This window comes from Hyphomicrobium sp. (genome assembly GCF_019753045.1).
Taxonomy (GTDB): domain Bacteria; phylum Pseudomonadota; class Alphaproteobacteria; order Rhizobiales; family Hyphomicrobiaceae; genus Hyphomicrobium_B.
Genome location: NZ_JAIELN010000002.1, coordinates 163,719 through 186,634, shown reverse-complemented (window position 1 = coordinate 186,634; position 22,916 = coordinate 163,719). Strand labels below are relative to the sequence as shown.

Annotated in this window: 20 protein-coding genes and 2 pseudogenes; 5 read left to right on the top strand and 17 right to left on the bottom strand. The window is 58.3% G+C overall.

Going from position 1 to position 22,916, the window contains the following annotated elements; translation table 11 throughout:
* Positions 1–128 precede the first annotated feature (128 nt).
* The 3 genes and pseudogenes from K2Q04_RS01385 (at position 129) to K2Q04_RS01375 (ending at position 5,220) form a co-directional block, all read left to right on the top strand.
* On the top strand, positions 129–2,309 hold the full coding sequence (locus K2Q04_RS01385; protein WP_291158222.1) for a glycogen debranching N-terminal domain-containing protein: 2,181 nt from the start codon (positions 129–131) through the stop codon (positions 2,307–2,309).
* Positions 2,296–4,145, top strand: a pseudogene (locus tag K2Q04_RS01380) (glycoside hydrolase family 15 protein). The gene K2Q04_RS01385 and the pseudogene K2Q04_RS01380 overlap by 14 nt, the downstream one beginning before the upstream one ends.
* A 172-nt stretch (positions 4,146–4,317) precedes the next feature.
* A complete protein-coding gene (locus tag K2Q04_RS01375; protein WP_291158220.1) occupies positions 4,318–5,220 on the top strand; it encodes a polysaccharide deacetylase in 903 nt (300 codons plus the stop codon).
* Between the two features lie 54 nt (positions 5,221–5,274).
* Here K2Q04_RS01375 and K2Q04_RS01370 read toward each other — a convergent pair whose 3' ends face one another.
* The 7 genes from K2Q04_RS01370 to K2Q04_RS01340 all read right to left on the bottom strand — a co-directional run bounded on the left by K2Q04_RS01370 (position 5,275) and on the right by K2Q04_RS01340 (position 11,691).
* Positions 5,275–6,054, bottom strand: coding sequence for a glucose 1-dehydrogenase (locus tag K2Q04_RS01370; protein WP_291158218.1), 780 nt, complete (start codon positions 6,052–6,054; stop codon positions 5,275–5,277).
* Between the two features lie 15 nt (positions 6,055–6,069).
* Positions 6,070–6,846: an SDR family NAD(P)-dependent oxidoreductase gene (locus K2Q04_RS01365; RefSeq protein ID WP_291158216.1), complete on the bottom strand. Its 777-nt coding sequence runs from the start codon at positions 6,844–6,846 to the stop codon at positions 6,070–6,072.
* A gap of 3 nt (positions 6,847–6,849) precedes the next feature.
* Complete coding sequence (locus K2Q04_RS01360; RefSeq protein ID WP_291158213.1) at positions 6,850–7,623, bottom strand: ABC transporter permease; 774 nt, start codon at positions 7,621–7,623, stop codon at positions 6,850–6,852.
* Positions 7,620–8,471: an ABC transporter permease gene (locus tag K2Q04_RS01355; protein ID WP_291158210.1), complete on the bottom strand. Its 852-nt coding sequence runs from the start codon at positions 8,469–8,471 to the stop codon at positions 7,620–7,622. Before K2Q04_RS01355 ends, K2Q04_RS01360 begins: the two co-directional genes overlap by 4 nt.
* Positions 8,468–9,535 carry an ABC transporter ATP-binding protein gene (locus K2Q04_RS01350; protein WP_291158207.1) on the bottom strand — a complete coding sequence of 356 codons (1,068 nt, stop codon included), beginning with the start codon at positions 9,533–9,535 and terminating at the stop codon, positions 8,468–8,470. Before K2Q04_RS01350 ends, K2Q04_RS01355 begins: the two co-directional genes overlap by 4 nt.
* Positions 9,535–10,680: an extracellular solute-binding protein gene (locus tag K2Q04_RS01345; RefSeq protein WP_291158205.1), complete on the bottom strand. Its 1,146-nt coding sequence runs from the start codon at positions 10,678–10,680 to the stop codon at positions 9,535–9,537. Before K2Q04_RS01345 ends, K2Q04_RS01350 begins: the two co-directional genes overlap by 1 nt.
* Positions 10,681–10,749: 69 nt before the next feature.
* A complete protein-coding gene (locus K2Q04_RS01340) occupies positions 10,750–11,691 on the bottom strand; it encodes a dimethylarginine dimethylaminohydrolase family protein (protein WP_291158202.1) in 942 nt (313 codons plus the stop codon).
* Between the two features lie 157 nt (positions 11,692–11,848).
* On the opposite strand from K2Q04_RS01340, the gene K2Q04_RS01335 reads away from it, so the two are divergent.
* Positions 11,849–12,751: a LysR substrate-binding domain-containing protein gene (locus K2Q04_RS01335; protein WP_291158200.1), complete on the top strand. Its 903-nt coding sequence runs from the start codon at positions 11,849–11,851 to the stop codon at positions 12,749–12,751.
* Between the two features lie 36 nt (positions 12,752–12,787).
* Here K2Q04_RS01335 and K2Q04_RS01330 read toward each other — a convergent pair whose 3' ends face one another.
* The 5 genes and pseudogenes from K2Q04_RS01330 to K2Q04_RS22140 form a co-directional block, all read right to left on the bottom strand.
* Positions 12,788–15,088 (bottom strand): Tex family protein, encoded by a 2,301-nt coding sequence (locus K2Q04_RS01330; RefSeq protein WP_291158198.1) that lies wholly within the window; start codon positions 15,086–15,088, stop codon positions 12,788–12,790.
* Between the two features lie 459 nt (positions 15,089–15,547).
* A complete protein-coding gene (locus K2Q04_RS01325; RefSeq protein WP_291158195.1) occupies positions 15,548–15,712 on the bottom strand; it encodes a hypothetical protein in 165 nt (54 codons plus the stop codon).
* Positions 15,713–15,901: 189 nt separating this feature from the next.
* On the bottom strand, positions 15,902–16,312 hold the full coding sequence (locus K2Q04_RS01320; RefSeq protein ID WP_291158192.1) for a response regulator: 411 nt from the start codon (positions 16,310–16,312) through the stop codon (positions 15,902–15,904).
* Between the two features lie 6 nt (positions 16,313–16,318).
* Complete coding sequence (locus tag K2Q04_RS01315) at positions 16,319–16,678, bottom strand: response regulator (RefSeq protein ID WP_291158191.1); 360 nt, start codon at positions 16,676–16,678, stop codon at positions 16,319–16,321.
* A gap of 370 nt (positions 16,679–17,048) precedes the next feature.
* Positions 17,049–17,168 (bottom strand): annotated as a pseudogene (locus tag K2Q04_RS22140) (CHASE3 domain-containing protein); the annotation flags it as partial.
* Between the two features lie 393 nt (positions 17,169–17,561).
* Here K2Q04_RS22140 and K2Q04_RS01310 point away from each other — a divergent pair.
* Positions 17,562–17,846, top strand: a complete 285-nt coding sequence (locus K2Q04_RS01310) for a hypothetical protein (protein ID WP_291158188.1) — start codon at positions 17,562–17,564, stop codon at positions 17,844–17,846.
* A gap of 242 nt (positions 17,847–18,088) precedes the next feature.
* Here the strand turns inward: K2Q04_RS01310 and K2Q04_RS01305 are convergent, their stop codons facing one another.
* From K2Q04_RS01305 to K2Q04_RS01285, 5 genes are all read right to left on the bottom strand, one after another.
* Positions 18,089–18,343, bottom strand: coding sequence for a GlsB/YeaQ/YmgE family stress response membrane protein (locus tag K2Q04_RS01305; protein ID WP_291158186.1), 255 nt, complete (start codon positions 18,341–18,343; stop codon positions 18,089–18,091).
* A 187-nt stretch (positions 18,344–18,530) separates the two neighbouring features.
* Complete coding sequence (egtD, locus tag K2Q04_RS01300; RefSeq protein WP_291158183.1) at positions 18,531–19,496, bottom strand: L-histidine N(alpha)-methyltransferase; 966 nt, start codon at positions 19,494–19,496, stop codon at positions 18,531–18,533.
* Positions 19,496–20,734: an ergothioneine biosynthesis protein EgtB gene (gene egtB / locus K2Q04_RS01295; protein ID WP_291159092.1), complete on the bottom strand. Its 1,239-nt coding sequence runs from the start codon at positions 20,732–20,734 to the stop codon at positions 19,496–19,498. The genes egtD and egtB overlap by 1 nt, the downstream gene beginning before the upstream one ends.
* A 219-nt stretch (positions 20,735–20,953) precedes the next feature.
* Entirely contained in the window at positions 20,954–21,400 is a 447-nt protein-coding gene (locus K2Q04_RS01290) for a VOC family protein (RefSeq protein ID WP_291158181.1), read from the bottom strand.
* A 122-nt stretch (positions 21,401–21,522) separates the two neighbouring features.
* Positions 21,523–22,896, bottom strand: a complete 1,374-nt coding sequence (locus tag K2Q04_RS01285) for a glycosyltransferase (RefSeq protein ID WP_291158178.1) — start codon at positions 22,894–22,896, stop codon at positions 21,523–21,525.
* Between the last annotated feature and the right edge of the window lie 20 nt (positions 22,897–22,916).

Below are 22,916 nucleotides of genomic sequence, written 5' to 3'. Positions count from 1 at the left end.
CTTACGAACAGGGCCGGCACGACAGCCGCCACATTGATCGACGTCTAGGGGGGAAACGGATCGGGGCTCAACTCGTTCCAGACGTGGCGGCTTTCTAAAAGCCACAACCTCTCTCGCTGGCTTCTTCGATGTCGTTCAAAGTACAGGTCGGTCCGGCCCAAATTGCCATTCATCAGGGGCAGACGGTTTTCGTCACGCGTCCCGATGGCCAAGTGAAATCTCCCGGCAACCACGGACTCTATTTCCGCGATACCCGGCTCATCAGTACGTGGGCGATCTACGTAAACGGCGAGAAATGGGATCTGCTGAACGGCGGCGCCGTGGCGTCTCACGCCGCTCGCATCCACGCGACGAACCCGAGCTTCATGACCGAAGACGGACCCATCGCGGCCCGCACGCTGGGTTTACTCATCGGCCGTCATATCGAAGGAGGAATGCACGAAGACATCTACGTCTCCAACAATGGACTCGGAGCCGTCCGCTTCAACTTGGAAATCGCCATTCGCGCGGATTTCGCCGACATATTCGAAGTGAAAGCCAACGCTGTCGTTCGTCGCGGCTCTATAACGACGACGTGGTCGCCGCAGAGACAGATGGTCCACGACAGTTACCGGAATAGAGATTTCCATCGCGAAATTATCGTGCGAGCGGACGCCGGCGACGGTGAACATGCCGTCTACGCCAATGGCCGGCTGACTTTCGAGATCGCCTTAAAGCCGGGCGACGTTTGGCATCGCTGTCTGTACTACGAATTCATTGACGGGAAGGAACGCATTCTTGCGCCGCGCGGGTGCATCGACACAAGCAGCGAGGCGCGCCACTCCCAGAAAATTTCTGAATGGCAAACCACAGTTCTCAAGATCGTGACCAGCAACGAGGAGTTCTACCGAAACTTCAATCAAGGCGTACTCGATATGGCAGCGCTGCGGTTGCCGCTCAAGGGAACAAGCGGAATGGTATTTGTTCCCGCAGCGGGTTTGCCTTGGTTCCTGACTTTATTCGGCCGCGATACATTGATCGCTTCGTTGCAGACCATGATCGTCTATCCCGAATTCGCAGAAGGAACGCTCGACGTCTTGGCGCAGTACCAAGCGCATGAACGTGATGATTATCGCGACGCGGAACCGGGGAAAATTCTGCACGAACTTCGCTACGGAGAGCTGGCCCATTTTCGCCAAATTCCGCATACGCCGTATTATGGCACGGCCGACGCTACGCCGCTATATCTCGTGGCACTGCATGCCGCCTGGCGGGCGAGTGGTGACGCGGATCTTATCGAGCGACTTCTTCCCACCGCAGAAGCCTGCCTCGACTGGATCGATAAATACGGTGATCGCGACGGCGATGGATTTCAGGAATACCAGACGCGCTCATCCGCCGGTTACGAAAACATGAGCTGGAAGGACGCCGGTAATTCGATTGTTTATCCCGACGGGACTCTGGTCGAGGGACCCAAGGCACTCTGCGAATTGCAGGGCTACGTTTACGATGCATGGCTTCGGATGGCCGAGATCTACGAAGCATTCGACAATGGCCGGCGCGCCGGCGTCTTGCGCCGGAAGGCGCACCGCCTGTTCCAAAAGTTCAACGAAGATTTCTGGGATGAGGAGTTGGGCTTCTATGCCCTGGCGCTCGACGGCGAAAAGAAGAAGGTCCTGACGGTCGCTTCCAACGTGGGACACTGTCTCTGGTCGGGCATCATCGCGCCGGAGCGAGCAGAGCAGGTCGTAAAACGTTTGATGCGCAAGGACATGCTTTCGGGCTGGGGCATCCGCACGCTATCGGCGGATCATCCATCGTTTAACCCATATGATTACCAGACGGGCGCTGTCTGGCCGCACGATAATTCCCTCATCGCGCTCGGCATGAAGCGATATGGCTTTCCGCGCGAAGCCGCCCTGGTCGCCCGGGAAGTGAGCGGCGCGGCGAGTCATTTCCTTTTGAACCAACTTCCGGAGCTTTATGGTGGACTGCAGCGCGAGGAGGATGGCTTCGCGGTTCAATATCTCGGCGCCAATGTCCCGCAAGCCTGGGCGGCGGGCACGCCGTTTCTGCTGCTTCAAGCGCTATTAGGACTGCAGCAGGACGCTCCTCGCGGCAAAATTTACGTCGATCCCGTCCTGCCCGATTGGTTGCCCGATATCACGCTGAAGGACTTGCGGCTCGGGCGAGCGCGGTTCGATATCCACTTCTGGCGAGATGGAAGAGAAACCCAGTTCGAGGTTCTCAAGGGGAATGCCGCAGCCGTCGAAAAGGCCGCGCTCGCCACACTCGCGTCCGTCGGAGGTGTGGAACATGTCCCAACCTGATGCCCTGTGGATAGAAGATTACGCGCTGATCAGCGACTGCGAATCTGCCGCTTTGGTCGGACGCAATGGTTCGATCGATTGGCTTTGCTGGCCGCGTTTCGACTCCAGTGCGTGCTTTGCCGCTCTCTTGGGAAATCCCGAGCACGGACGATGGCTCATCGCGCCGAAAGCACCTGCCAAGCGGATCACACGCCGGTATATCGACAGCTCTCAGGTTCTCGTCACGACATTCGAAACGGCGTGTGGGACCGCAGAACTCATAGATTTCATGCCGCCGCACGACGAGAGCGCGGATCTGGTCCGCATCGTCCGCGGTGTCGAAGGGAATGTCCCCCTGCATATGGAGTTCATTGTTCGCTTCGAGTATGGCGCCTTTGTCCCGTGGGTCGAACGTTTCGACGAGAGTCTCCGTGCGATCGCCGGCCCCGACATGGTCATTCTGCGAGCGCCGGTGGATTTGCGTGGAGAGGAGCTAACGACAGTCGCAGACTTTCACGTTTCTGCAGGTGAAAATGTGCCCTTCGTTTTGAGCTACGGTCCCTCACAGCGCAAGCCGCCCGATGGGGTGGACCCTGAGGGCGCACTCAAAAGCACGGAAGCATATTGGCGTGCCTGGTCAAGTCGCTGCGTTTCCGCAGGACTTGGACACCCCTCGTCAAACGCTCGCTCACCGTATTGAAAGGCTTAACCTATGCTCCAACCGGCGGCATCGTCGCTGCCCCTACGACATCACTGCCGGAGCAAGAGGGCGGCGTCCGGAACTGGGACTATCGGTTCTGCTGGTTGCGCGACGCGACGTTGACACTGCTCGCTCTCGGAAGCGCCGGCTACTACGAAGAAGCGCGCGACTGGCGCGATTGGCTTGTTCGGGCCATCGCAGGCAGCCCGGATCAACTTCAGATCATGTACGGGATCAATGGCAAGCGTCGTCTGCAGGAATGGGAGGTCGAATGGCTGCCTGGCTTCCGGGGCACACGCCCTGTCCGAGTCGGAAACGCCGCCGCTACTCAACTCCAACTCGACGTTTACGGCGAGATCACCGATGCCATCTACCAAGCCCGTGCGCACGGATTACCCCCTGCGGATCGTTGGCACGCAATCTCTCTCGCGCTCCTTGATCACCTCGAAACGGCCTGGCGCCAGCCCGACGAAGGGATTTGGGAAGTGCGAGGGCCCCGACAGCATTTCGTGCATTCGAAAGTCCTCGCATGGGTCGCGTTCGATCGTATGGTGAGGTGGGCCGAGGCGCACGGCGAAGAGGCACCTCTGGATCGATGGCGCGCGTTGCGCGACGAAATTCACAACGACGTCTGTTGCAACGGCTTCGACACCGAACTGAACAGTTTTGTGCAGGCCTATGGCTCGAAGTTTCTCGACGCGAGCCTGTTGTTACTTCCGATCGTCGGCTTCTTGCCGCCGTCCGACCCGCGAATAGAGGGCACTGTCGAAGCGATCGAACGCCGTCTTCTACGCAACGGATTGATCTACCGCTACGCGACGACCGAGACTGAAGATGGCTTGCCACCCGGTGAAGGCGCGTTCCTCGCGTGCAGCTTCTGGTTTGTAGACAATCTTGTCATGCAGGGCCGCGTCGACGAGGGGGAAGCAATGTTCGAACGTCTCGTGGCACTCTGCAATGATGTCGGACTTCTCGCCGAGGAATATGATCCCGTCTCGAAGCATCAGATGGGCAATTTTCCGCAAGCCTTCAGCCACGTCTCCCTCATCAATTCCGCCTATAATCTCACGCTCTACAAAGGCATGTCCGAAGAATGTGCGGACTGGAACTCACGACGAGCGACAATGCGACGTGGCCGCACATCGACCGGCCGTTGAAAGTTTCACTCACAATACGCTGGGAACTTTCTCAATTGCGATGGGGCCGCGTCGAGTTAGGATAGACGCTCGTATCGCGGGGACGCTAGGGTCACAAATCTCGGCACGAGCTCACGACACCCGGGGGGAATAGTTCGATGGATACCGGAAAATTGGCGGGCAACGCATCACCATGATCGAGAACCCGGTTCCCTGGCCGAATGGGGCTCGATGCGCGGTCGCCCTGACGTTCGATATCGACTCCGAAAGCCCGCTGCACCTAGAACATCGCAATCGCGTTCCCGATCTCGTGGCGACCACTTCCTGGATGCGTTACGACGAAATTGCCGTGCCTCGTATCCTGCGCCTTTATCGCGATCTCGGATTGAAGCAGACCTTCTTCTATCCGGCGTGGTGCATGAAGACCTATCCGCATCTCGTCGAGCAGATCCTCGCGGACGGTCACGAAATCGGCCATCACGGCTACATCCACGAGAACTACAATCAGCTGCCGCGCGAGGAGCAGGAGGCGTTCTTCGTACGAGCGCTGGAGACCATGGTCAGCATCACGGGGCAGAAGCCGCGCGGGTTTCGCGCGCCCATTTATAATTTCTCACGCTACACGGCGGAGATGCTCGTCCGGCATGGTTTCGAATATGACGCCTCGCTGATGACCGACGATGTGCCTCATCTTGTGGATGCCGCCGGCGGCTCGTTCGTGGAGATTCCATCTCATTGGTCGCTCGACGATTGGCCGCAATACGTCCACGCGACGGACTTCGGCTATCAGATGACGATACGGTCACCGGACGAAGCGTGTGCGGTCTACATGGCCGATTTCGAAGCGGCGTATCGCTACGGCGGACTTTGGGTCGGCGTTTGGCATCCATGGGTCAGCGGCCGTCCTGCGCGTCTCGATGGCATTGCGCGGATGGTGGAGACTATGCAGGCGCGCGGCAACGTCTGGTTTGCGCGGCTGGACGAGATTGCTGCCCACGTCAGGAAAGTCACTGAAGAAGGCAGCTATCAGCCCCGTCGCATTCGGCTTCCCTACTACGAGGAAGGTCTGCCGGAGAGCGAGTTTCCACGCCTGTAGGGACGTGTCTATCTTGAAGCGACGCCGGATGGGCGGCGGAGGTAGCGCGCGCGGCTAGCGAATAATGTGGCCGCCGTCGATTACGAGATCGCTGCCTGTCACGTACTTCGATTCATCCGAAGCGAGATAGAGAATGCCATCCGCGATGTCGCTGGCTTCGCCGATTCCCAGCGGACAAATGCGGCCCCATTCGCTTTCGACGGCGCTGGTATCCGGCAAGCCGCGATCTGCCGTCACCGCGGCGATCTCGCGCTCCAGCATCGGAGTCATCACCACACCCGGATGAACCGCGTTGACACGAATATTGTATTTCCTATCGGCGCAGTAGAGAGCTGCAGCCTTCGTGAAATGCCGCGATGCTGCTTTGGACGCGCAATAGGCGGCGTTCAATCCGTCCGCGACCATCGAGTACGTCGAGCACACGTTGATGATCGAGCCGCCGCGATCCTTCATGCTCTCGACTGCAACGCGGGTTCCGATGAAGGTGCCCTCGGCATTGACGCTGAACACCCGGCGCCAGTCGTCGAGCGTCGTCTCCTCCAATCCTCGCGTAAGCTGGATGCCGGCGTTGTTCACCAGAATATTCGGCGGTCCGAAACGCTGCATCGTCGCATTGATGATCAGGCGCCAATTGGCTTCGCTCGCAACGTCGTGCTGTTCAAAATGGACGGTGCCGAAACGCGCCAGTTCCCTCGCGGCGGCCTCTCCCGAGACCGTATCACAATCGGTCATCATCACCGAGGCGCCCTCGCGCGCGAAGACTTTTGCCGTCGCGAGGCCTATTCCTGCCGCCGCACCCGTTACGATTGCGACCTTACCGCTCAACCGGTCCAAAGCGTCTCTCCCCCATCAACCAATGAAACTGCCACGATCGACGCCGAAGCATTGGCCGGTGATATCCGCGGCCGCCTCCGAAGCCAGAAAAAGGTACATCGGCGCAATTGTCGTTGTCGGCATGACGCCCGGTATCGGCTGACCGCGCAGATGGCTTTCAATCACTGCTTCTACCGAGGCGCCGGTTACTGCCGCCTCGTCTCGGATGGTCCACATCGCGCCTTCCGTCTCAACCAAGCCTGGGCAAACGGCGTTGACAATGATGCCTTCGCGGCCGAGCTCCATGGCGAGTGATCGCATGAAACCCACAACGGCGTGCTTCGAGGCGGCATAGCCAGAATATCCCGCAGCGCCCGTTCGACCCCATATTGAAGCAGTAATGATGATGGAGCCACCTCGGGGAATACGCGGAAGCGCTTCGCGCGTGACGTAGTAGGTGCCCATGACGTTCACATCGATAACTTTGCGGAATTCGGCATCGACTTTGTCATTGGCCGCCGAAATTGGCGTCGCCGGCTGATATCCGGCGTTGTTGATGACGACGTCAAAGCGTTCGATACCGGCGAGCGACGTTCGCACCTGCTCCTGATCGGAGATATCGCATTGGAGTGCCCGGACCGGCCGCCCGAAGCGCTTCTCGAGATCTGCACCTGCGCGGTGAATGCCGTCGTTCTCTGCGAGTATGCAAATGTCCGCGCCAGCGTCTGCGAATGCTTCAGCGACTGCCAAACCAATGCCCTGGCTTGCTCCGGTGATCAGGACTGACTTTCCTTCGAAGGCGAATTTGACCATTCGTCAGCCTCTGTAGCGCGTGAGTTTGAACGCAATGACGCTGAGCCCAAGCGTCAGGACGAGCACCAGCGTGCCGAGCGCGTTGATTGTCGGGTCCAGGTGCGTTCGCAGCATTCCCCAGATCAAGGTGGGTAGCGTCATCCCGCCGCCGATCGTGAAGAACGTGATGACGAAATCGTCGAGCGAGATTGCCATCGCGAGAAGCGTCGCGCCGATGAGGCTCGGGGCGATCAGCGGCAGCGTTATCGTGCAGAAAATCTGCAGCGACGAGGCTCCAAGATCGCGGGCGCTGTCGATGAGGGAGCGGTCGAACGAGGTCAGGCGCGCGTAGATGATCAGGAGAACGAACGGCTGGGTGAAGATGAGGTGACTCGGGATGACGGTGCCGAGCCCTAAGGGGATGCGGGTCGCAGAAAACGCCGTGGCGAGCGCCAAGGCAAGCACGAGCGGCGGCAGCATCACGGGAAGCGAGATCAATTGGACGCCCAATCGCGACACCTTCCGATCGATGGCGGTAAAGCCGAAGGCGGCCGCTGTTCCGAGTACCGCCGACAACATACCCACGCAGGACGTTACGATCGCGCTGTTGCGAAGCGCGGCCAGGAAGTCGTCTCCCGCAAAGAGCTCGCGATACCATTGCAGCGTGGGATTTCCGAAGGGTAGCGTCGCGTGCGGGTTCTCACCGAACGAGAACGCGACAACCAACGCGAGCGGCGCGACGAGAAAAGCCGCCGATAAGATCCCAAATGTCCACCAACAGGCAGTGCGCAGGGTCATGTCGCGCACGCCTTCAATATGCGGCGGTAAAGCAGCGAGACCAGCGCTACGACGAACAACGTCATTAGAAGCGTGGCAAACGCGAGGGCTGCGCCGACTGGCGCGTTCATGCGGTTGACGAACTGGCTTTGAATGAAGTTTCCGATCATGAACGTATCCGTTCCGCCGACCAGTTGCGGCGTGACGTAATCCCCGGCGCTGACGAAAAACGCGAGCGCGAACGCGGTTAGAATGCCCCGCTCACACTGGGGCAGGATCACGTCGATCAAAATTCTCGAAGGGCGCGCGCCGAGATCGCGCGCTGCTTCTATCGGCGCATCGTCGACGCCCCGAAGCGCTGCATTGATCGGCAGGAGTGCGTAGGGCAGCAGGAAGTGCACGAGCGTTATGACGACCGCGAAAGGGCTATAGAGAAACCACGAGATCGGCTCGGAGATGAGCCCGGCTGCAAGCAATGCCTGATTGATGATGCCGGTTGAACCCAGCAGCCCCTTCCACGCGTAGATTTTGACAAGATAACCGCCAAACAGGGTGGTCAACGCGATAAACAGCAGGACGTTTCCGAAGCGGCCTGCGTGAAAGCGGATCATGTAGGCCATCGCGAACGCGAAAACCGTCGTCACGACACCAACAAGCGCAGCGAGAACCAAGGTGAAAACGATAGCATGGCGATATTCGCCGGCTGCGAGAAGATAATTGTCGAAACTCGCATCGGTCACGAGTTTGTACTGGCGAACTCTCCAGAAGCTCACGACCAAGAGATAGAGGATCGGCGCGAAGAAAAATCCCGTCCAGACAAGGAAGGACGGAGCAACGGCTGCCACATCTCGCGACCGTATGCTGCTCATGACTGTTCCAGAATGTGGCAGGCATCGCGCGACCAAGACGCAAATATTCGCTTGCCACTTTCGATCGGGTCGCTGTGCCATGCCTGACGAGACCGATGCACCGTGAGCATATCGCCCGTCTCGGCCGCAACGATCAGCTTCACATGGTCGCCCATGAAGACGGCGTCGGTGAGTTGTCCGTATAGCGAGATGTCGGCCGCCGGCTTGACCTCAACCAAGCTTATGTCATCGGGTCTGATCATCATCGCGACTGTGCCATCGGGCCCGGACGATGGAATGATATTGCCCGCCAAGAGGCAGCTTCCGGATTGCCGCGTTAGTGAAAGGATGTTGCTTTCGCCGACGAAGCCCGCAACGAAGGCGTTCGAGGGGCGCTGATAGATGTCTTCCGGTGTTCCCTCTTGAACGATCCGCCCCGCGTTCATCACGGCGACGCGGTTGGCCAGCGCAATCGCCTCACCCTGGTCATGCGTCACGCAGATGAAGGTGCCGCCGATCTCGCGATGAAGATTCCGCAATTCGATTTGCATGGACTTGCGGAGTTGTAGATCGAGTGCGGCCAGCGGCTCGTCCAGCAGAAGAACGCTCGGCTTCATGACGAGTGCGCGCGCCAGCGCGACGCGCTGTTGCTGACCGCCGGAAAGCGCGCGCGGCAGACGGTCGGAGAGCCCAGAAATGTGCATCATTTCGAGTATCTCGCCCACGGCCTGGCTCAGCTTCTCAGCCGGAGTGCGCGCGATCTTCAGGCCATAGGCAACATTCTGCCGCACAGTCATGTGGGGAAAGAGCCCGTATCCTTGAAACACCATATTCGTTGGCCGTTGCTCGGGACCCAGGTCCGTCACATCCGCGCCGTTGATCTCGACCCTTCCCTGGTCGGAACGAAGAAAGCCGCCGATGACGCGAAGAAGTGTGGTCTTGCCGCAACCTGAAGGCCCAAGCAGCGCCACGAAATCTCCGCGAGCGACCGACAGATCGAGCGGATGAAGCGCCGCTTGGGTGCCGAAGGACTTGGAAATTCCAGTTAGTCGCAATAGCGGCGTGTGCTCACTTGCGGACAACATCAACTCTTGAGCACCTTCTCCCATGCTTCCTGATAATTGTCCCAGATAGCCAAGTCGCCGTTGCTCTCGAGCGGATACATCGGAACAATCATCGTCTTTTGGGCCAGATAGTCGTCAAGATGGTCGTAGTCGTAAATGGCTTTGTTCGCCGCGTCCGTCGCCTGCATGGCTTCATCGGTTACAACCGGCATCGAGTTCGCGGTCGCACCGGCGAGCTGTCCGTCCTTCGATAGAGCATTGTTGATGAAGCGATGCGCCTCATCGACGTGAGCGGCGCCCTTGCCGATGGCATACCCCTCGATGAAGCCCATGCTCTTTTCCTTGGGATAGGCGACCTTGATCTTCGCGGCTTCGCCGACCCAGGTCGGTACGGGCTCCCAACCCTGACTGATGACCACTTCCTTGCTCGACAGAAGCTGAACCAGATCGCCATAACTTGGCGCTATCGTGCGCAAGTGATTGCGCTTGAGATCGATCAGCAGATCGGTGACCTTTGTCAGCTCGGCTTTCGTCATCCGGTTCGGCTGCTCGATGCCCGCGACGCGCGCCCAGGCAAAGATGTTGCCGACGTAGTCTGCGGTGATCGCACATTTTCCTTTGTATTCAGGCTTAAGCATGTCCGTCCACGACGTCGGCGTGGCCGCGAGATCGGCGTTGTAGAGCATGCAGATCGAGCCATAGGTCATCGGCACCGCGTACCAATGGTCCTTCACCTTCATGTTCGGCTCGCAGTAGCGGAGGATCGTGGCGTTGATCTTCGAAAAGTTCGGAATCTTGGCGAGATCGATCGGCTCCAGCATTCCCTGCTCGGCGAGAAAGCCATCGTGAATGAAGTAGGGCGTACAGATGTCGAGTTGTGACGATCCGAGCCGCAGCTTTGCGATGACCTCGTCGGCGCTCGATATGAACGTCTTTTGCAAGGTCAAACCATCGGACTTGCCGAAATCGCCTGCAGCCAGAAACGAATCGTAGCCTTCCCAACCGAGGTACTTGAGCGCGGTCGCGGCGGATGCCGTGCCGCTACGCAACCCTGCCGCTCCCACAAGCCCAAGACCAGCAGCGCCTTTCAGCAACTGGCGGCGATCGAGAGAGACGTATTGCAGAACGCGCGTTACACCATCAGGCTTTGCAGTATCCGACTTCATCCGTCCCCCCTCGTCAAAAAGATTTTCGAAGATCCTTGCGTTAGACTTGCGTGCTTGTTTGCGCCGTCCTCATTCCGGTAGCCGTCTCAGCTCGTGGCACGAACAGTGGACGCCGCCACCGCCGAGCGCGAACATGTCATAGTCGACCGCGAACACCTCGAAGCCTTCGTCCTTCAGGCGCGCATTGACGTTGAGATTATGTGCCATCGAGAGCACGCGCTTGTTGCCCAAGCTGACGAGATTGCCGCCGAGCTGGACGCAGTCAGCGTATTCGACGCGGATGGATTTGATCCCGTGCTTCGATTTGATGAAGTCGAGGGCGTATGCCGGTAGTGCGTCTTCGCAGATCAGCGCGAGGCCTTTCTCGAGCATTACGACAACGGCATCCATATGCACGAACTGGTGCGGGATCGGCACGACGAAGACTTCCCATCCTTTATCTCTTATCCAGCCCGCGACCTGCTCAGCGCCTTCCTTGGTCGAGCGGCTACCGGAGTATCCAAGAAGAGCGACGCCCGGCTTCAGGATGACGAAATCGCCGCCTTCGAAGTGACCGGCCGTGACCCATTTCCAAATTGGAACGCCGGCGTTGCGATAGAATTCGGAGACCACGGCATAGTCCCGGCGGCGCGGCGGCGTCTGGATGCTTGCGACGACGGCGCCCCATGGCGTCATGAAGCTTGAATCGCGGGTAAATACGCTCGCCTTCAGGCCCTCGTCGGCTTCAACGAAGTGACAGCGGACGCCATTGGCCTCGTAGATGTCGACCATCTGACGGTGCTGACGCATGGCCTTCTGCTTGTCGAAGACGTAGCCCATGCGCTCCTGGTTTTCCTGGGCCACATCTGAAATCGCGTTGAGCTTGGTCCATTCGAAATAGTCGGGTTTTCCGAGCAGGACATCGGTGAGAACGCCGGTTTGCGCAGTGATGCCCCACTGGAGTTGCGCGTCGCCGCTGTTGGCCCCCTGCTCTTTCGTCAACGTCTCATTCAACTGACCGTCTGCTGGCATTGTCCCGTCCCATCGGCGTTTCTTCACGCCCAGGCTAAATGCAAATGAACTTGCTGCAATTGAGAAAAATATCCGTCCTGTGTAAACTGAATTTACAATGGGCCATCTGCAGGGAAACTATGCAGGCACATTTCGTCGATGCCCGGAGAATAGGCAGATGAAGAGATCGCGACTGCCCCTCCACGCTTTCCGAGCTTTCGAGGCCGCTGCGCAATTCAAGAGCCTCACTTTGGCCGCCGACGAACTTGGCGTAACGCACGCAGCGATCAGTCATCACATCAGAGGCCTTGAAGACCAACTTGGGGTCGTTCTCTTCGATCGCACGACGCGCCCGATGAAGCTCACCGACGCAGGCGACCGCCTTCTGGAGGCGGTTCAAGCCGGATTTGATCGCATCTCCGGCGCCATCGCAGAGTTCAGAGGCCAAGAGTTCGAGGGCAATCTTGTTATCGTGAGCGTGCCGGGTCTCGGCGCGAATTGGCTGGCGGAACTCATTGGCGAGTTCATCCTCATGTTTCCGCGGGTCAAGATAAGGATGATGACGAACCCCTGGCATCAACCGAGCCCAATCGAGCATCCGGATATTGCGATTTCATACGGTAGCGCGGAGCAGGCGGGACGGCGCGTGACGCTGCTCGGGCAGTCCGATTTTTTTCCGGTCTGCAGTCCGCGGCTCTCCATCGCGCATCAGAAGAATGTGCGGCCGAAGGATCTGCTTGATTACACCATCATCCACGAGCACAACACCGATACGTGGACTCGCTGGTTCATCAGCTGCGGTGTCGCCATCCCAAGCCTGATGAGAGGCATATATTTCGATGGCGCTCACCTGACGATCCAGGCCGCCCGCGCGGGAGCCGGGATCGCCATGGGGGATATGCTGACGATCGGCACCGATCTCAGAGAAGGCCGTTTGGTTCGATTGACGAACCAAACCGTTCCAATGGCGCATCCCTATTACGTCACGACACCGCCGATCGAGCGGCTCAAACCGGCGGCCAAGGCCTTCGAGGCATTCATTCTCGAGCACTACAAGAAGTTCGAATTAGGCCAGGGCTGAAGGCCTCAACCGCGGAAGGGATGCTGCGCGATCTCCTCAGCTCTTTCCAGATTCGCGTGCGCGGCGGAGAGCTGCGGCGAGTGCCGATTCTCCCTCGGGAACTTTCGTGCTCGACACTGGTGTGTTTGAGCGACGGACATCGGAACGGGGATCGCGCGGGGGCGAGTGAGTCTCGATTGCTCCGGACTTCATCGTGAGCGCCACGCGCTTGCGGTCGACGTCGACGTCTTTCACGCGAACCTTCACCACGTCGCCTGCTTTGACCACCTCGCGCGGATCCTTCACGAACTTGTCGGCGAGTTCCGATATGTGGACCAGCCCGTCTTGATGCACGCCAACATCGACGAAGGCGCCGAACGCCGTCACATTCGTCACCACACCCTCGAGCATCATGCCTGGTCGCAAATCCGCGATTTTCTCGACGCCCTCCTTGAACTCGGCGGTCTTGAACTCGGGACGGGGATCGCGGCCGGGTTTTTCGAGCTCGGCCAGAATGTCCACAACGGTCGGCGTACCGAAGCGCTCGTCGGCGAACTGCTTGGGGTTCAGAGACTTCAGAAAGGCGCTGTCGCCAATCATCGCCTTGATCGGCCGCTTCATCTCTTTTGCGATGCGCTCGACAACCTCGTAAGCCTCCGGGTGAACCGCGGAAGCATCGAGCGGGTTGGCACCATTCGCGATGCGCAAGAAGCCAGCCGCCTGCTCGTAGGCTTTCGGCCCGAGGCGCGCGACTTTTTTGATTTCCGTACGTCTCTTGAAGGCGCCGTTCTCGTTCCGGTGCAAGACGATATTGCTTGCGATCGTTGCGTTCAGTCCGGCAACGCGCGCCAACAGCGGCGCCGACGCCATATTGATATCGACACCAACGGAGTTCACGCAATCCTCGACCACGGCATCGAGTGAACGCGCAAGCTCGGTCTGGTTGACGTCGTGCTGATATTGGCCAACGCCGATGGCTTTCGGTTCGATTTTCACGAGTTCCGCCAACGGATCCTGCAAACGGCGTGCGATCGACACGGCGCCGCGCAGAGAAACATCGAGGTTCGGAAACTCTTGTGCACCGATCTCGGATGCGGAATAGACGGACGCGCCCGCTTCCGAGACCATCACTTTCGTGAGCTTGAGGTCTGGCATTTTCTTCATCAAGTCGCCGGCAAGCTTGTCCGTTTCACGGCTCGCGGTTCCATTGCCGATGGCGATGATATCGACCTTATGTTTCATGCTGAGCGCGGCCAGAGTAGCCAGTGCGCCGTTCCAATCGTTGCGCGGCTCGTGGGGATAGACGGTTGTGGTCTCGAGAACCTTGCCGGTCTGATCGACGACGGCGACCTTGACGCCGGTGCGTATGCCGGGATCAAGCCCCATCGTCACGCGCGCTCCACCGGGCGCCGCCAGCAAGAGATCCTTGAGGTTCGTTTTGAAAACGCCGATGGCGGCAGTGTCGGAGTCTTCCTTTATGCGCGCCAAAAGATCGGCGGCAAGCGAGCCATGCAATCGGGTTTTCCAGGCGAGCTTGGCCGTTTCGATCAGCCATTTGTCGGCTGCGCGATTACGCTCGGCAATGTTGAACGCCGTCATGATTTTTGCTTCGGCGGGATGCGGCTGTCCCGGCTCCAATTCGACATCGAGATCGAGGTCGAGAAATCCTTCGTTGCGGCCACGCAAAAGTGCCAAGGCGCGATGCGACGGGATTTGGCGGGCCGCCTGACGAAAATCGAAGTAATCGGAAAATTTGGCCCCTTCGGTTTCTTTGCCTTTCAGCACTTTCGACGTGACAAGCCCTGTCGACCAAAGCCACTGGCGCAAATCGCCGACGAGCTTGGCGTTCTCAGTCATCCGCTCGATGAGAATGAAACGCGCGCCATCCAGCGCCGTCTTGGCATCGCTCACGCCCTTATCGGCAGCGACGAACTTTTCTGCCTCTCTCGATGGATCGAGCGACGGATTGGCGATCAGCGCGCCGGCCAGAGGTTCAAGTCCGGCTTCGCGCGCGATTTGAGCTTTTGTTCGCCGCTTGGGTTTGAACGGTGCGTAGAGGTCTTCCAGTTCGACCTTGGTATCGGCCGCGCGGAGTGCTCGTTCGAGTTCCGGCGTGAGCTTGCCTTGTTCGGTCATGCTCTTGAGCACCGCAGCGCGCCGGCCTTCGAGTTCGGTCAGGTATCCAAGGCGCTCTTCGAGCTTGCGCAACTGCGTATCATCGAGGCCGCCGGTCTTCTCTTTGCGATAACGTGCGATGAACGGCACAGTCGCGCCATCGCCGAGGAGTTCGACGGCGGCCGTTACTTGGCTAACCTGAACGTTAAGCTCTTTGGCGATGCGGGTGTTGATCGAGTCCAAGCGATATCCTCTAGTGCAGTTTGGTTCTGACGATGATCGGCTGGAAGGCGGAACAAGAAGCGCCCGCCCCAGCGGTGGCCGATGGAAAAAAGTTATAGCATCCGATCGCTCTCATCAAAGCAGGCAAGTGACTTCTTGCGGCCTTGGCGCGCTCTTCCCGGCATCTAGCGCGGGCGATCCTTCGGCGCGTCATCCCCAAGCAAAAGCCTGGAAGAGCTTGTTGCGGATGCGGAGGCTTCGGGCGTCATCGCGCGCGCCCCGAATGTGGAGCAAGACGTTTCGTGCGATCAAAGAAATTTTCTTACGGCTCGCACGGCCTTCAACATTCTTTCGATGCGGCTCCTCGAAATATGCGATCGCCGTCAAAAGCCTTTGTCGAGTTGCATCTTCGAGCAAGCAAAGTCCAGATCGCAGCTCGCCGCACTGCGATGCTTCCACTGAATTCGCAGAAAAGGCCGTTTAGACGATGTGGAATATTCTTGTTACGGCCCATAGGATAACGACAACGGCGAGGACGCCCAGCCAAATGTTTTCGCGCCGGACAAACGCCGCAAGGACCAGCGCAACGCACGCAAGGATCGCGATGATGTCGATTGCTTCGAAATAGGCGGTGAAAAATGTCATGTGAGATTCGCCGCGTTAGCCCATGGATAATTGCATTTACTGCGCATACCCGATTGTCCGCAAGGCGCGACGGTACGCTCATCCACCATCGTGAGGCGATTGATCAAGCTGTGCCACGACGTCATCCATCGGGAGACCGAAATTCGTGAAAATGACGGCGGGCGGATTTGGGGCCACTCATGCGTACCGCTAGCTGGGCTCGCCGACGCTTTGAAGGGCTAACAGCCGGCGAATGTAATCTTCGACCGCGTCGGGTTCGTACGGCTTTGCAAGATGGGGCCCCTCTTCGCAGAGCTTGCCCGCCGCCTTCGCAGCGGTTTTCGGAGAACCTGCCAAAACGACTTTTATCTCCGGACGGTTTTTCCGAGCCCATTGAGAAAGACCAAACGCGTCGATGGCGCCAGGCACGTCGACGTCGCTGAACAGAACGTCAACCGACGAATGGTGTTGCAGAACGAGCAGCGCCTCATCGCTGCTCGCGGCTTCAATTACCCGGTAACCGCAATCGCGCAGGTAAGTCGCGATCGGCATCCGGACCAGCACGGCATCATCCACGATCAATACCGTTGCGAGGCTTGGGTTTTTGGCATCAGGTTTCACGCATCTTTAACGACTGCGCGAATCGCCGTGTTCCGCTTGAGGTAGCAATTGCCGCACGCGACGCACCAGTTCATTGACGCGAACCGGCTTCGTGAAGCCGCCGTCGAACTCCATGAAATTTTCGGCATATAACTCTGCAGAGACGAGTACGATTTTGACTTCCGGAAATTTGGTGCGGATCCAACGGCCAAGAGCCACGCCGTCAAAGTTTCCCGGCATGCGTATATCCGTCAGCACGAGCCCAATATCATCACGGCTCGTCAACACAGTCATCGCTTCACGGCTGTCGGTTGCTTCGACGACCACATATCCAGCGGCCCGCAATTCCTCTGCCAAGTGCAGGCGAATAAGGATCTCATCCTCCACAACGAGTATCGAACTCTGTGTGAGGCCCTCACCCTTTCCTGCAGGTGCCAGTTCGATTGCCGTTCTCCCACGCGCGTAACGCTAAACGGCGTGGCGCCAGATCAGTTCCCGTGAATGGTTTGCGCCATGAATTAAACCAAGCTGCTCCGTATACGCAATATTGTTGCTCCATGCGCAATTGTGCCTGAGGACGATATAACGGGCTGGCAATTCGATCATTGCCGCATGATGCGCCGCATATCGAATACGCGCTGGAATGCCTCGCCGATCAAGACGCGGATGCGATCCATCAGATCCTTGCCACGTTCGCTCTTGACGAAATCCAGAGCTTCAGACGGCTTGCCTGCTTTGGACGCGCTAATGGTCTCCGCTAATTCCCGTAAAAGGCCGCCCGAACATCTTTGAGGCGTTGCCCGATATCCCCGATGGCGATCTCGTATGGCTTGAGATAGCGATCTTCGCTCGTCAGCAAATATCCGCGCTGACCCGTTTCAGCGTCCGCGTGGAACCAATTCCATGATCCTTTGTTGCCCTTGGGGGTGGGCCGTGAGGCTGCAGCCTATTTCGCGTAGTCCCGGCCGAAGGAGCCGATGCGACACCCTGAGGATTTAACCATTATGAGTGAGTGCGAACAGGACGACGCCCGGAAGGCGTATTTATTCGTCAATTCGGCTCGCACACTGATCGCCGTGACGCTGGATCGCGAGGGGCGAAACTTACCGCATCCCACAATTTGCCGATGGAATTTCAGAGGTGAATTCCCATTGGGCATACAGGAAGTGACGCCCTTCGGAGTAGACCCGGAACCGATACTTCGCGGAGTTACCGCGAATGGCTATTTCGTCTGGCCGGTTGAAAATTTGCAGCCGTTTGGAACATCCCAGTGAGTATGACCGTGAGTTTGAGTAATTTGAGTAACCGGCGTCTTCCGCGAAAGCGGTCAGAGTTCGTGCTCGCTGACGAGCGTCAGAAGCACTGGATCGAGATCTTCAAAGATCGCGTGACCGAACCTCTGAAGGAAGTCCTGCAAGAAGATATGGATTGGATGACGTCTCGGCCGATCCTCGAGCGGCTCAACCGCTTGCACGATGTCGAGCAGGCGCACAGAGGCGATACCCGTCGCGATATCATCCGTCCTTCGACCCGAAGACCAGGATCCAGCAAATAATTGCACCCGCTATCGACTGCAGGGCGAGAATAATTTCAAGCGGCAAGAGGTTCGGCGTCATGGCGGCTTTCCTTTTTCCGTTCCTGAAAAAAACGGCATGGTCGTCATGTCAGTTCCTGCTTTGCCAAAACGTCGTTGTGGATAAGCACTGAGTGTTTCGAAGCTTCCAAAGATAAGTCAGAATAAAAAAACGTGCGGCCGAAAAATCGGCCGCACGCCTTTCATTCACGCCTCGATTGATCTTATGCGCGTCGCACCAGTCCCACAACGAAGAGAAGGATCAGCGATCCGACAACGGCGGCTACGATGTTCCCGGCTGTCGATTCCGTATAAAGCCCCATGCTTTGCGCGAGAATGCCGGCGACACCGGCGCCGAGAATGCCGACGATGATATTGCCGATCAATCCGAAGCCATACCCCTTGACGAGAAGACCCGCGAGCCAACCCGCGATTGCACCGATAACTATCCAGGCAAGAATCGATTCTGGGGCAAGCATGTGATCCTCCGTGAGGTGAGCTGTTCCCGATAAGCCTTCGTCAATGCCTTGACGCGTCATTAAGTTCCACGACGCAGGGAACCGGACGCTGACGCGCGGCGTATTAGTCGTCCGCCGGAGGGTGCTGACGCGTGCAGAATTCGGCAAAAACAGGGAAATAGTCCACACGCGGCGCGCTGAACTGTCGTCAAATCAGCTCGTGAACGCTGAATTGCTTCTCCGCGTCGGTCCAAACGCGATTGGCCTTCCAGCCGGCGCTCTCGGCAAGATCACGGAACTCCCGAACCGTATACTTATATGAATTCTCAGTATGGATGCTTTCGCCGGGCGCGAAATGAAACGGACGGCCGCAAGCGATGATGTCCTGCGCGCAATCCGTCACGAGATGCATTTCGATGCGGCCTGCACGAGGATTATAGAGAGCCTTATGGCGGAACGCTTCCGGATCGAACGTGCCGCCGAGTTCGCGATTGATGCGCACGAGCAGGTTCAAATTGAAGTCGGCGGTGACACCGGCCGCGTCGTTGTAGGCGCGAATAAGGACGCTCGGATCTTTCTTCAAATCGACGCCGATGATCAGCCGTCCGCTCTGTCCCAGAACTTTCCTGAAGTTCGACAGCAGGCCTACCGCTTCCTTTGGCGACAGGTTTCCTATGGTCGATCCCGGAAAAAATCCCGTTATGCGCGAATTCGCAAACTCCTCTGGCAGCGTCACCAGCTTCGAAAAATCGGCAACGATCGGCCGGATTTCCAGTGCGGGATAGCGATCCACCAGTCGAGCGGCGGCGTCAGCCAACGCCGCCTCGGAAACATCGAGCGGAACATAGACGACCCGATCAGCGACGCGATCGAGGAGGATCTCGGTCTTGATGCTCGAGCCTGAACCAAATTCGAGAAGTACGTCGCCGGTAGAAAATCCCGCAACGATCTCCGAGGCACATGCTTCGAGGATTCCGATCTCGGTCCGCGTCGGGTAATATTCAGGAAGCTGCGTGATTTCCTCAAACAGGCTGCTACCGCGCGCGTCATAAAAATAGCGGCACGGAAGTGTTTTCGGCGTTCGCGACAATCCTTCGATGACGCTCAGCCCGAAATCGTCAGAGATCGCCGTATCGCTCGCCGGCAACCTTTCAAGCGTTGGCATGTGACGCATTACTCACCCTCCGCCGCGAGGCGCAAGCCGAGGAACTGCCAGCGCTGATGGGGATAAAAGAAGTTGCGATACGTCGCGCGCGAATGACCGGACGGCGTGGCACACGACGACCCGCGCAGGACATGCTGTCCAACCATGAATTTTCCGTTGTATTCGCCTATCGCACCCGCCGGCGGCCGATACCCCGGATAGGGAAGATATGCGCTTGCCGTCCATTGCCAGACCTGGCCAAATAGCTGCTTCGGCCCGGCACCCTGCGAGGCATCGCTTCTTTGTGGTCGCAGCACGTCGGGCGATTTCGCCGTGTGCTTGGATGTCGAGTTGGCCGCGACTTCCCATTCGAATTCCGTCGGCAAACGTTTGCCGGCCCACCGCGCGAACGCATCAGCCTCGTAATAGGAGATGTGCGTAACGGGCTCGGCGCGCACGACGGGAAGCAACCCCTGGAGCGACATCTGTGACCAGCCGCCGTCTGTTCTCTCCCAATAGAGCGGGCTTTCCCAACCCTCGCGATTGATTGCCGACCAGCCGTCCGCCAGCCACAACGTTGGCGTCGCGTAGCCGCCGTCTTCCATGAATGCGAGCCATTCGGCGTTGGTCACCAACCTATTCGCGAGCTTGAACGGCTGCACCAATGCGTCGTGCGACGGCAGCTCGTTGTCCCATGAATAGCCTTCGCCGGAATGACCTATTCCTACGATACCGCCCGTGAATTGTGTCCAGCTCAGCGGTGTTGGTTCGGCGGTATCGAGCCCCACGGGTTGCGCCTGATAGGCGGGGCGCAACGGATTAGATGAAAAGAGCGCAAGAATATCGGTGAGCAGCAGTTCTTGATGTTGCTGCTCGTGGTTGATGCCGATTTCAACGAGCCGGTTGACTTCATCACGATCGATATCTTCTCGCGCGAGAAGACGGCGAAGACCATCGTCGACGTACTCACGATAAGCGAAGACTCTCTCCGACGTTGGCCGCGTCAGCATCCCGCGCTTGGGACGCGGATGGCGCGGCCCTAGCGTTTCGTAATAAGAGTTAAAGCAGTAATTGAAGTTGTCGTCGAAGACCTGGTAATCGGCCAAGTGCGGCCTTAAAACGAAATTCTCGAAAAACCAAGTTACATGCGCCAAATGCCATTTGGTGGGACTAACATCGTCGGACGCTTGCACCACCATATCTTCAGCCGACAGCGGTTCGGCGAGGCGAAGAGAGTGTTGCCGCGTCTCGAACAGACGAGCTTCCAGCGCTTCGCTGACGGGCGCACTAGTCTCGCCATCAGATTGCGAAAACGAGACGTTGCCTTGGTTCGGGGGAGCCTTACCGGCCGCAGGATGTTCCAAACGAAATTCTCTGGATTTCTAACCCGCGCCGCCGCGCGCAGACCGCTGAGACCAAACCGTCAAACGCCATTCTATCCTGGATGGTTCCCTAACCCGCTGCAATAGCGAACAGACGTAGCGGCTTCATTTCTTGGCCGCTGCATTACTCCCATGTTTCGTCTCGGCTTTTTCGTGCTTTTCGCCGTATTTCATGCCCTCGAGCTTGATGCCATCGGGGTCGAGAAAGAAAACTGCATAGTAATCGTCGTAATACTCATCGGCAGGATCCACGATCGTGACGTCATGCTTCTTCAAGTATGTTTGGAGATCGTCGACGTCCTTTCTGTTGCGCAGCTGGAACGCGTAGTGGTGCAGCCCTACGTCGCCGGTTCTGTGCTTGTGCTTTCGTCCTACGGCGTCGGCTTGGGAAATCCAATATCGTGTTTTCCCGTTCGTCCAGCCAATCGAGTCGTCGTATTCGTCCAATACTTCGAATTCGAGAAATTCAAAGAGCCCGCTGTAGAAGGCCTTCGATTTCGAGAAATCGCTCACGCGGACGGAAATATGGTCGATGCCAACGACACGCGACATAGGTGCTTAGATCCTTTCGAGTACGCGGATCCGATCTGGTGAATCCGGCCCGCCTCAATCGATCTGCAAACCCTTCCGCCACGGCGTGGTTCCGCGGCAACGCCGGGAATACGCCCGGCTTTTTAGTTGCGACCCCGATAAATCGCATCGAGCTCCCGCGCCATATCATCGAAGGTACGTTGCGGGCGAATATTGCGGCGGAGCTTACGGAGCTCGCCCGGTGCGGCGAGAACGTACTCAATTGTCTTCGCTAGCTCCGTTGCGTTTCCGGGCGAGAATAACAACCCATCGACTGTGTCGCGAATTCGCTCCGATATGCCGCCCAGGCGACTGCCGATCACCGGAAGTCCCGCGGCCATAGCCTCATAGACGGCTAGCGGCCCCGTCTCCAGGCACACCGACGGCACCAGGCAGGCGTCATGCGTAACGAGCTCGTGGAGCATTTGCTCCGCAGCAACAACCCGCGGCGCGAGCAGTCTTTTGTCTCCCGTAAATGGCCCGAACAGGCGCCTTCCGTAATCAGAGTCCCAGCCCGATCCAAGCAGTGAGATAGATACTGGCGCCTGTTTATCAATTTGTTTCAAGGCGCCGAGAATCGTCTCTACTCCCTTGACGTCGCTGCATCGCCCCGCGAACACCAACCGCAAAGGCCGCGCATCATTGAATGCTTCGCAAATGTGGTCACCGGCCGCGACAGGCTCTTGCGAGACTCCCATCTCGACGAACGCCATTTTATCGTCGGGCACGCCGTTCCGGCGAAGGACGTCAGCGATCCACCGTGACTGGATGTGGAAGACATCTATCAACTCGATCGCCGATTGAAACGAAGCGATAAAAGCTTTTGTCATCGAACGCGATGAGATGAGGCGACCGATGATGGACTCGTCGCCCCCACTGCCCTCTCCGACTTCGATTCGCGCGAGAAGCTCTGCAAGTTTCACCGGCATGCCGCGATTTGCCAGACGGCAGCGCGTGCAGCGAGCAATCTCAAGGCGTCCGTCGCAGGGCGAGAACCCGTTCTCGAGCAACGCGGTTTGCGGGCAGGAAATGCCTCCGGTGTGGTAGGTTACGATTGTTCGAGCTCCGATCGCCTTCGCGGCCTCGAGGTGCAACATGCCGGCCGCGAGACCGAGGGTATGGAAGTGCACGACGGCGGGCATTGTCTCGGCAAATAATTCGCGCACTCCAGGCGCGGCGTTCGGGCGGCGCGCATAATAAGCTTTTCGGTCCGTCCCCAGAACTGGCGGCAGCACGCGCATGTCCAGCGTTGAGGTATTTCGCTCAGGCGGCACGATAGGAAGTGACGGGGCCGCACAATCTCCGTTCGCTTGATTGAGGACAACGATCGGCTTCCAACCGAGATTGGCCTGGCGCCTCGCCAGCGCGCGCACGAACGTATTCGAGCCTCCGCCACCCGTGACGCTCGAAGCTCCGACCAAGTGAAGACATGTCTGAACGCCGGAGATAGACGGCCGTTCGATGGCGAGGACGTTCAACGTTACCCCGGATCTACGCG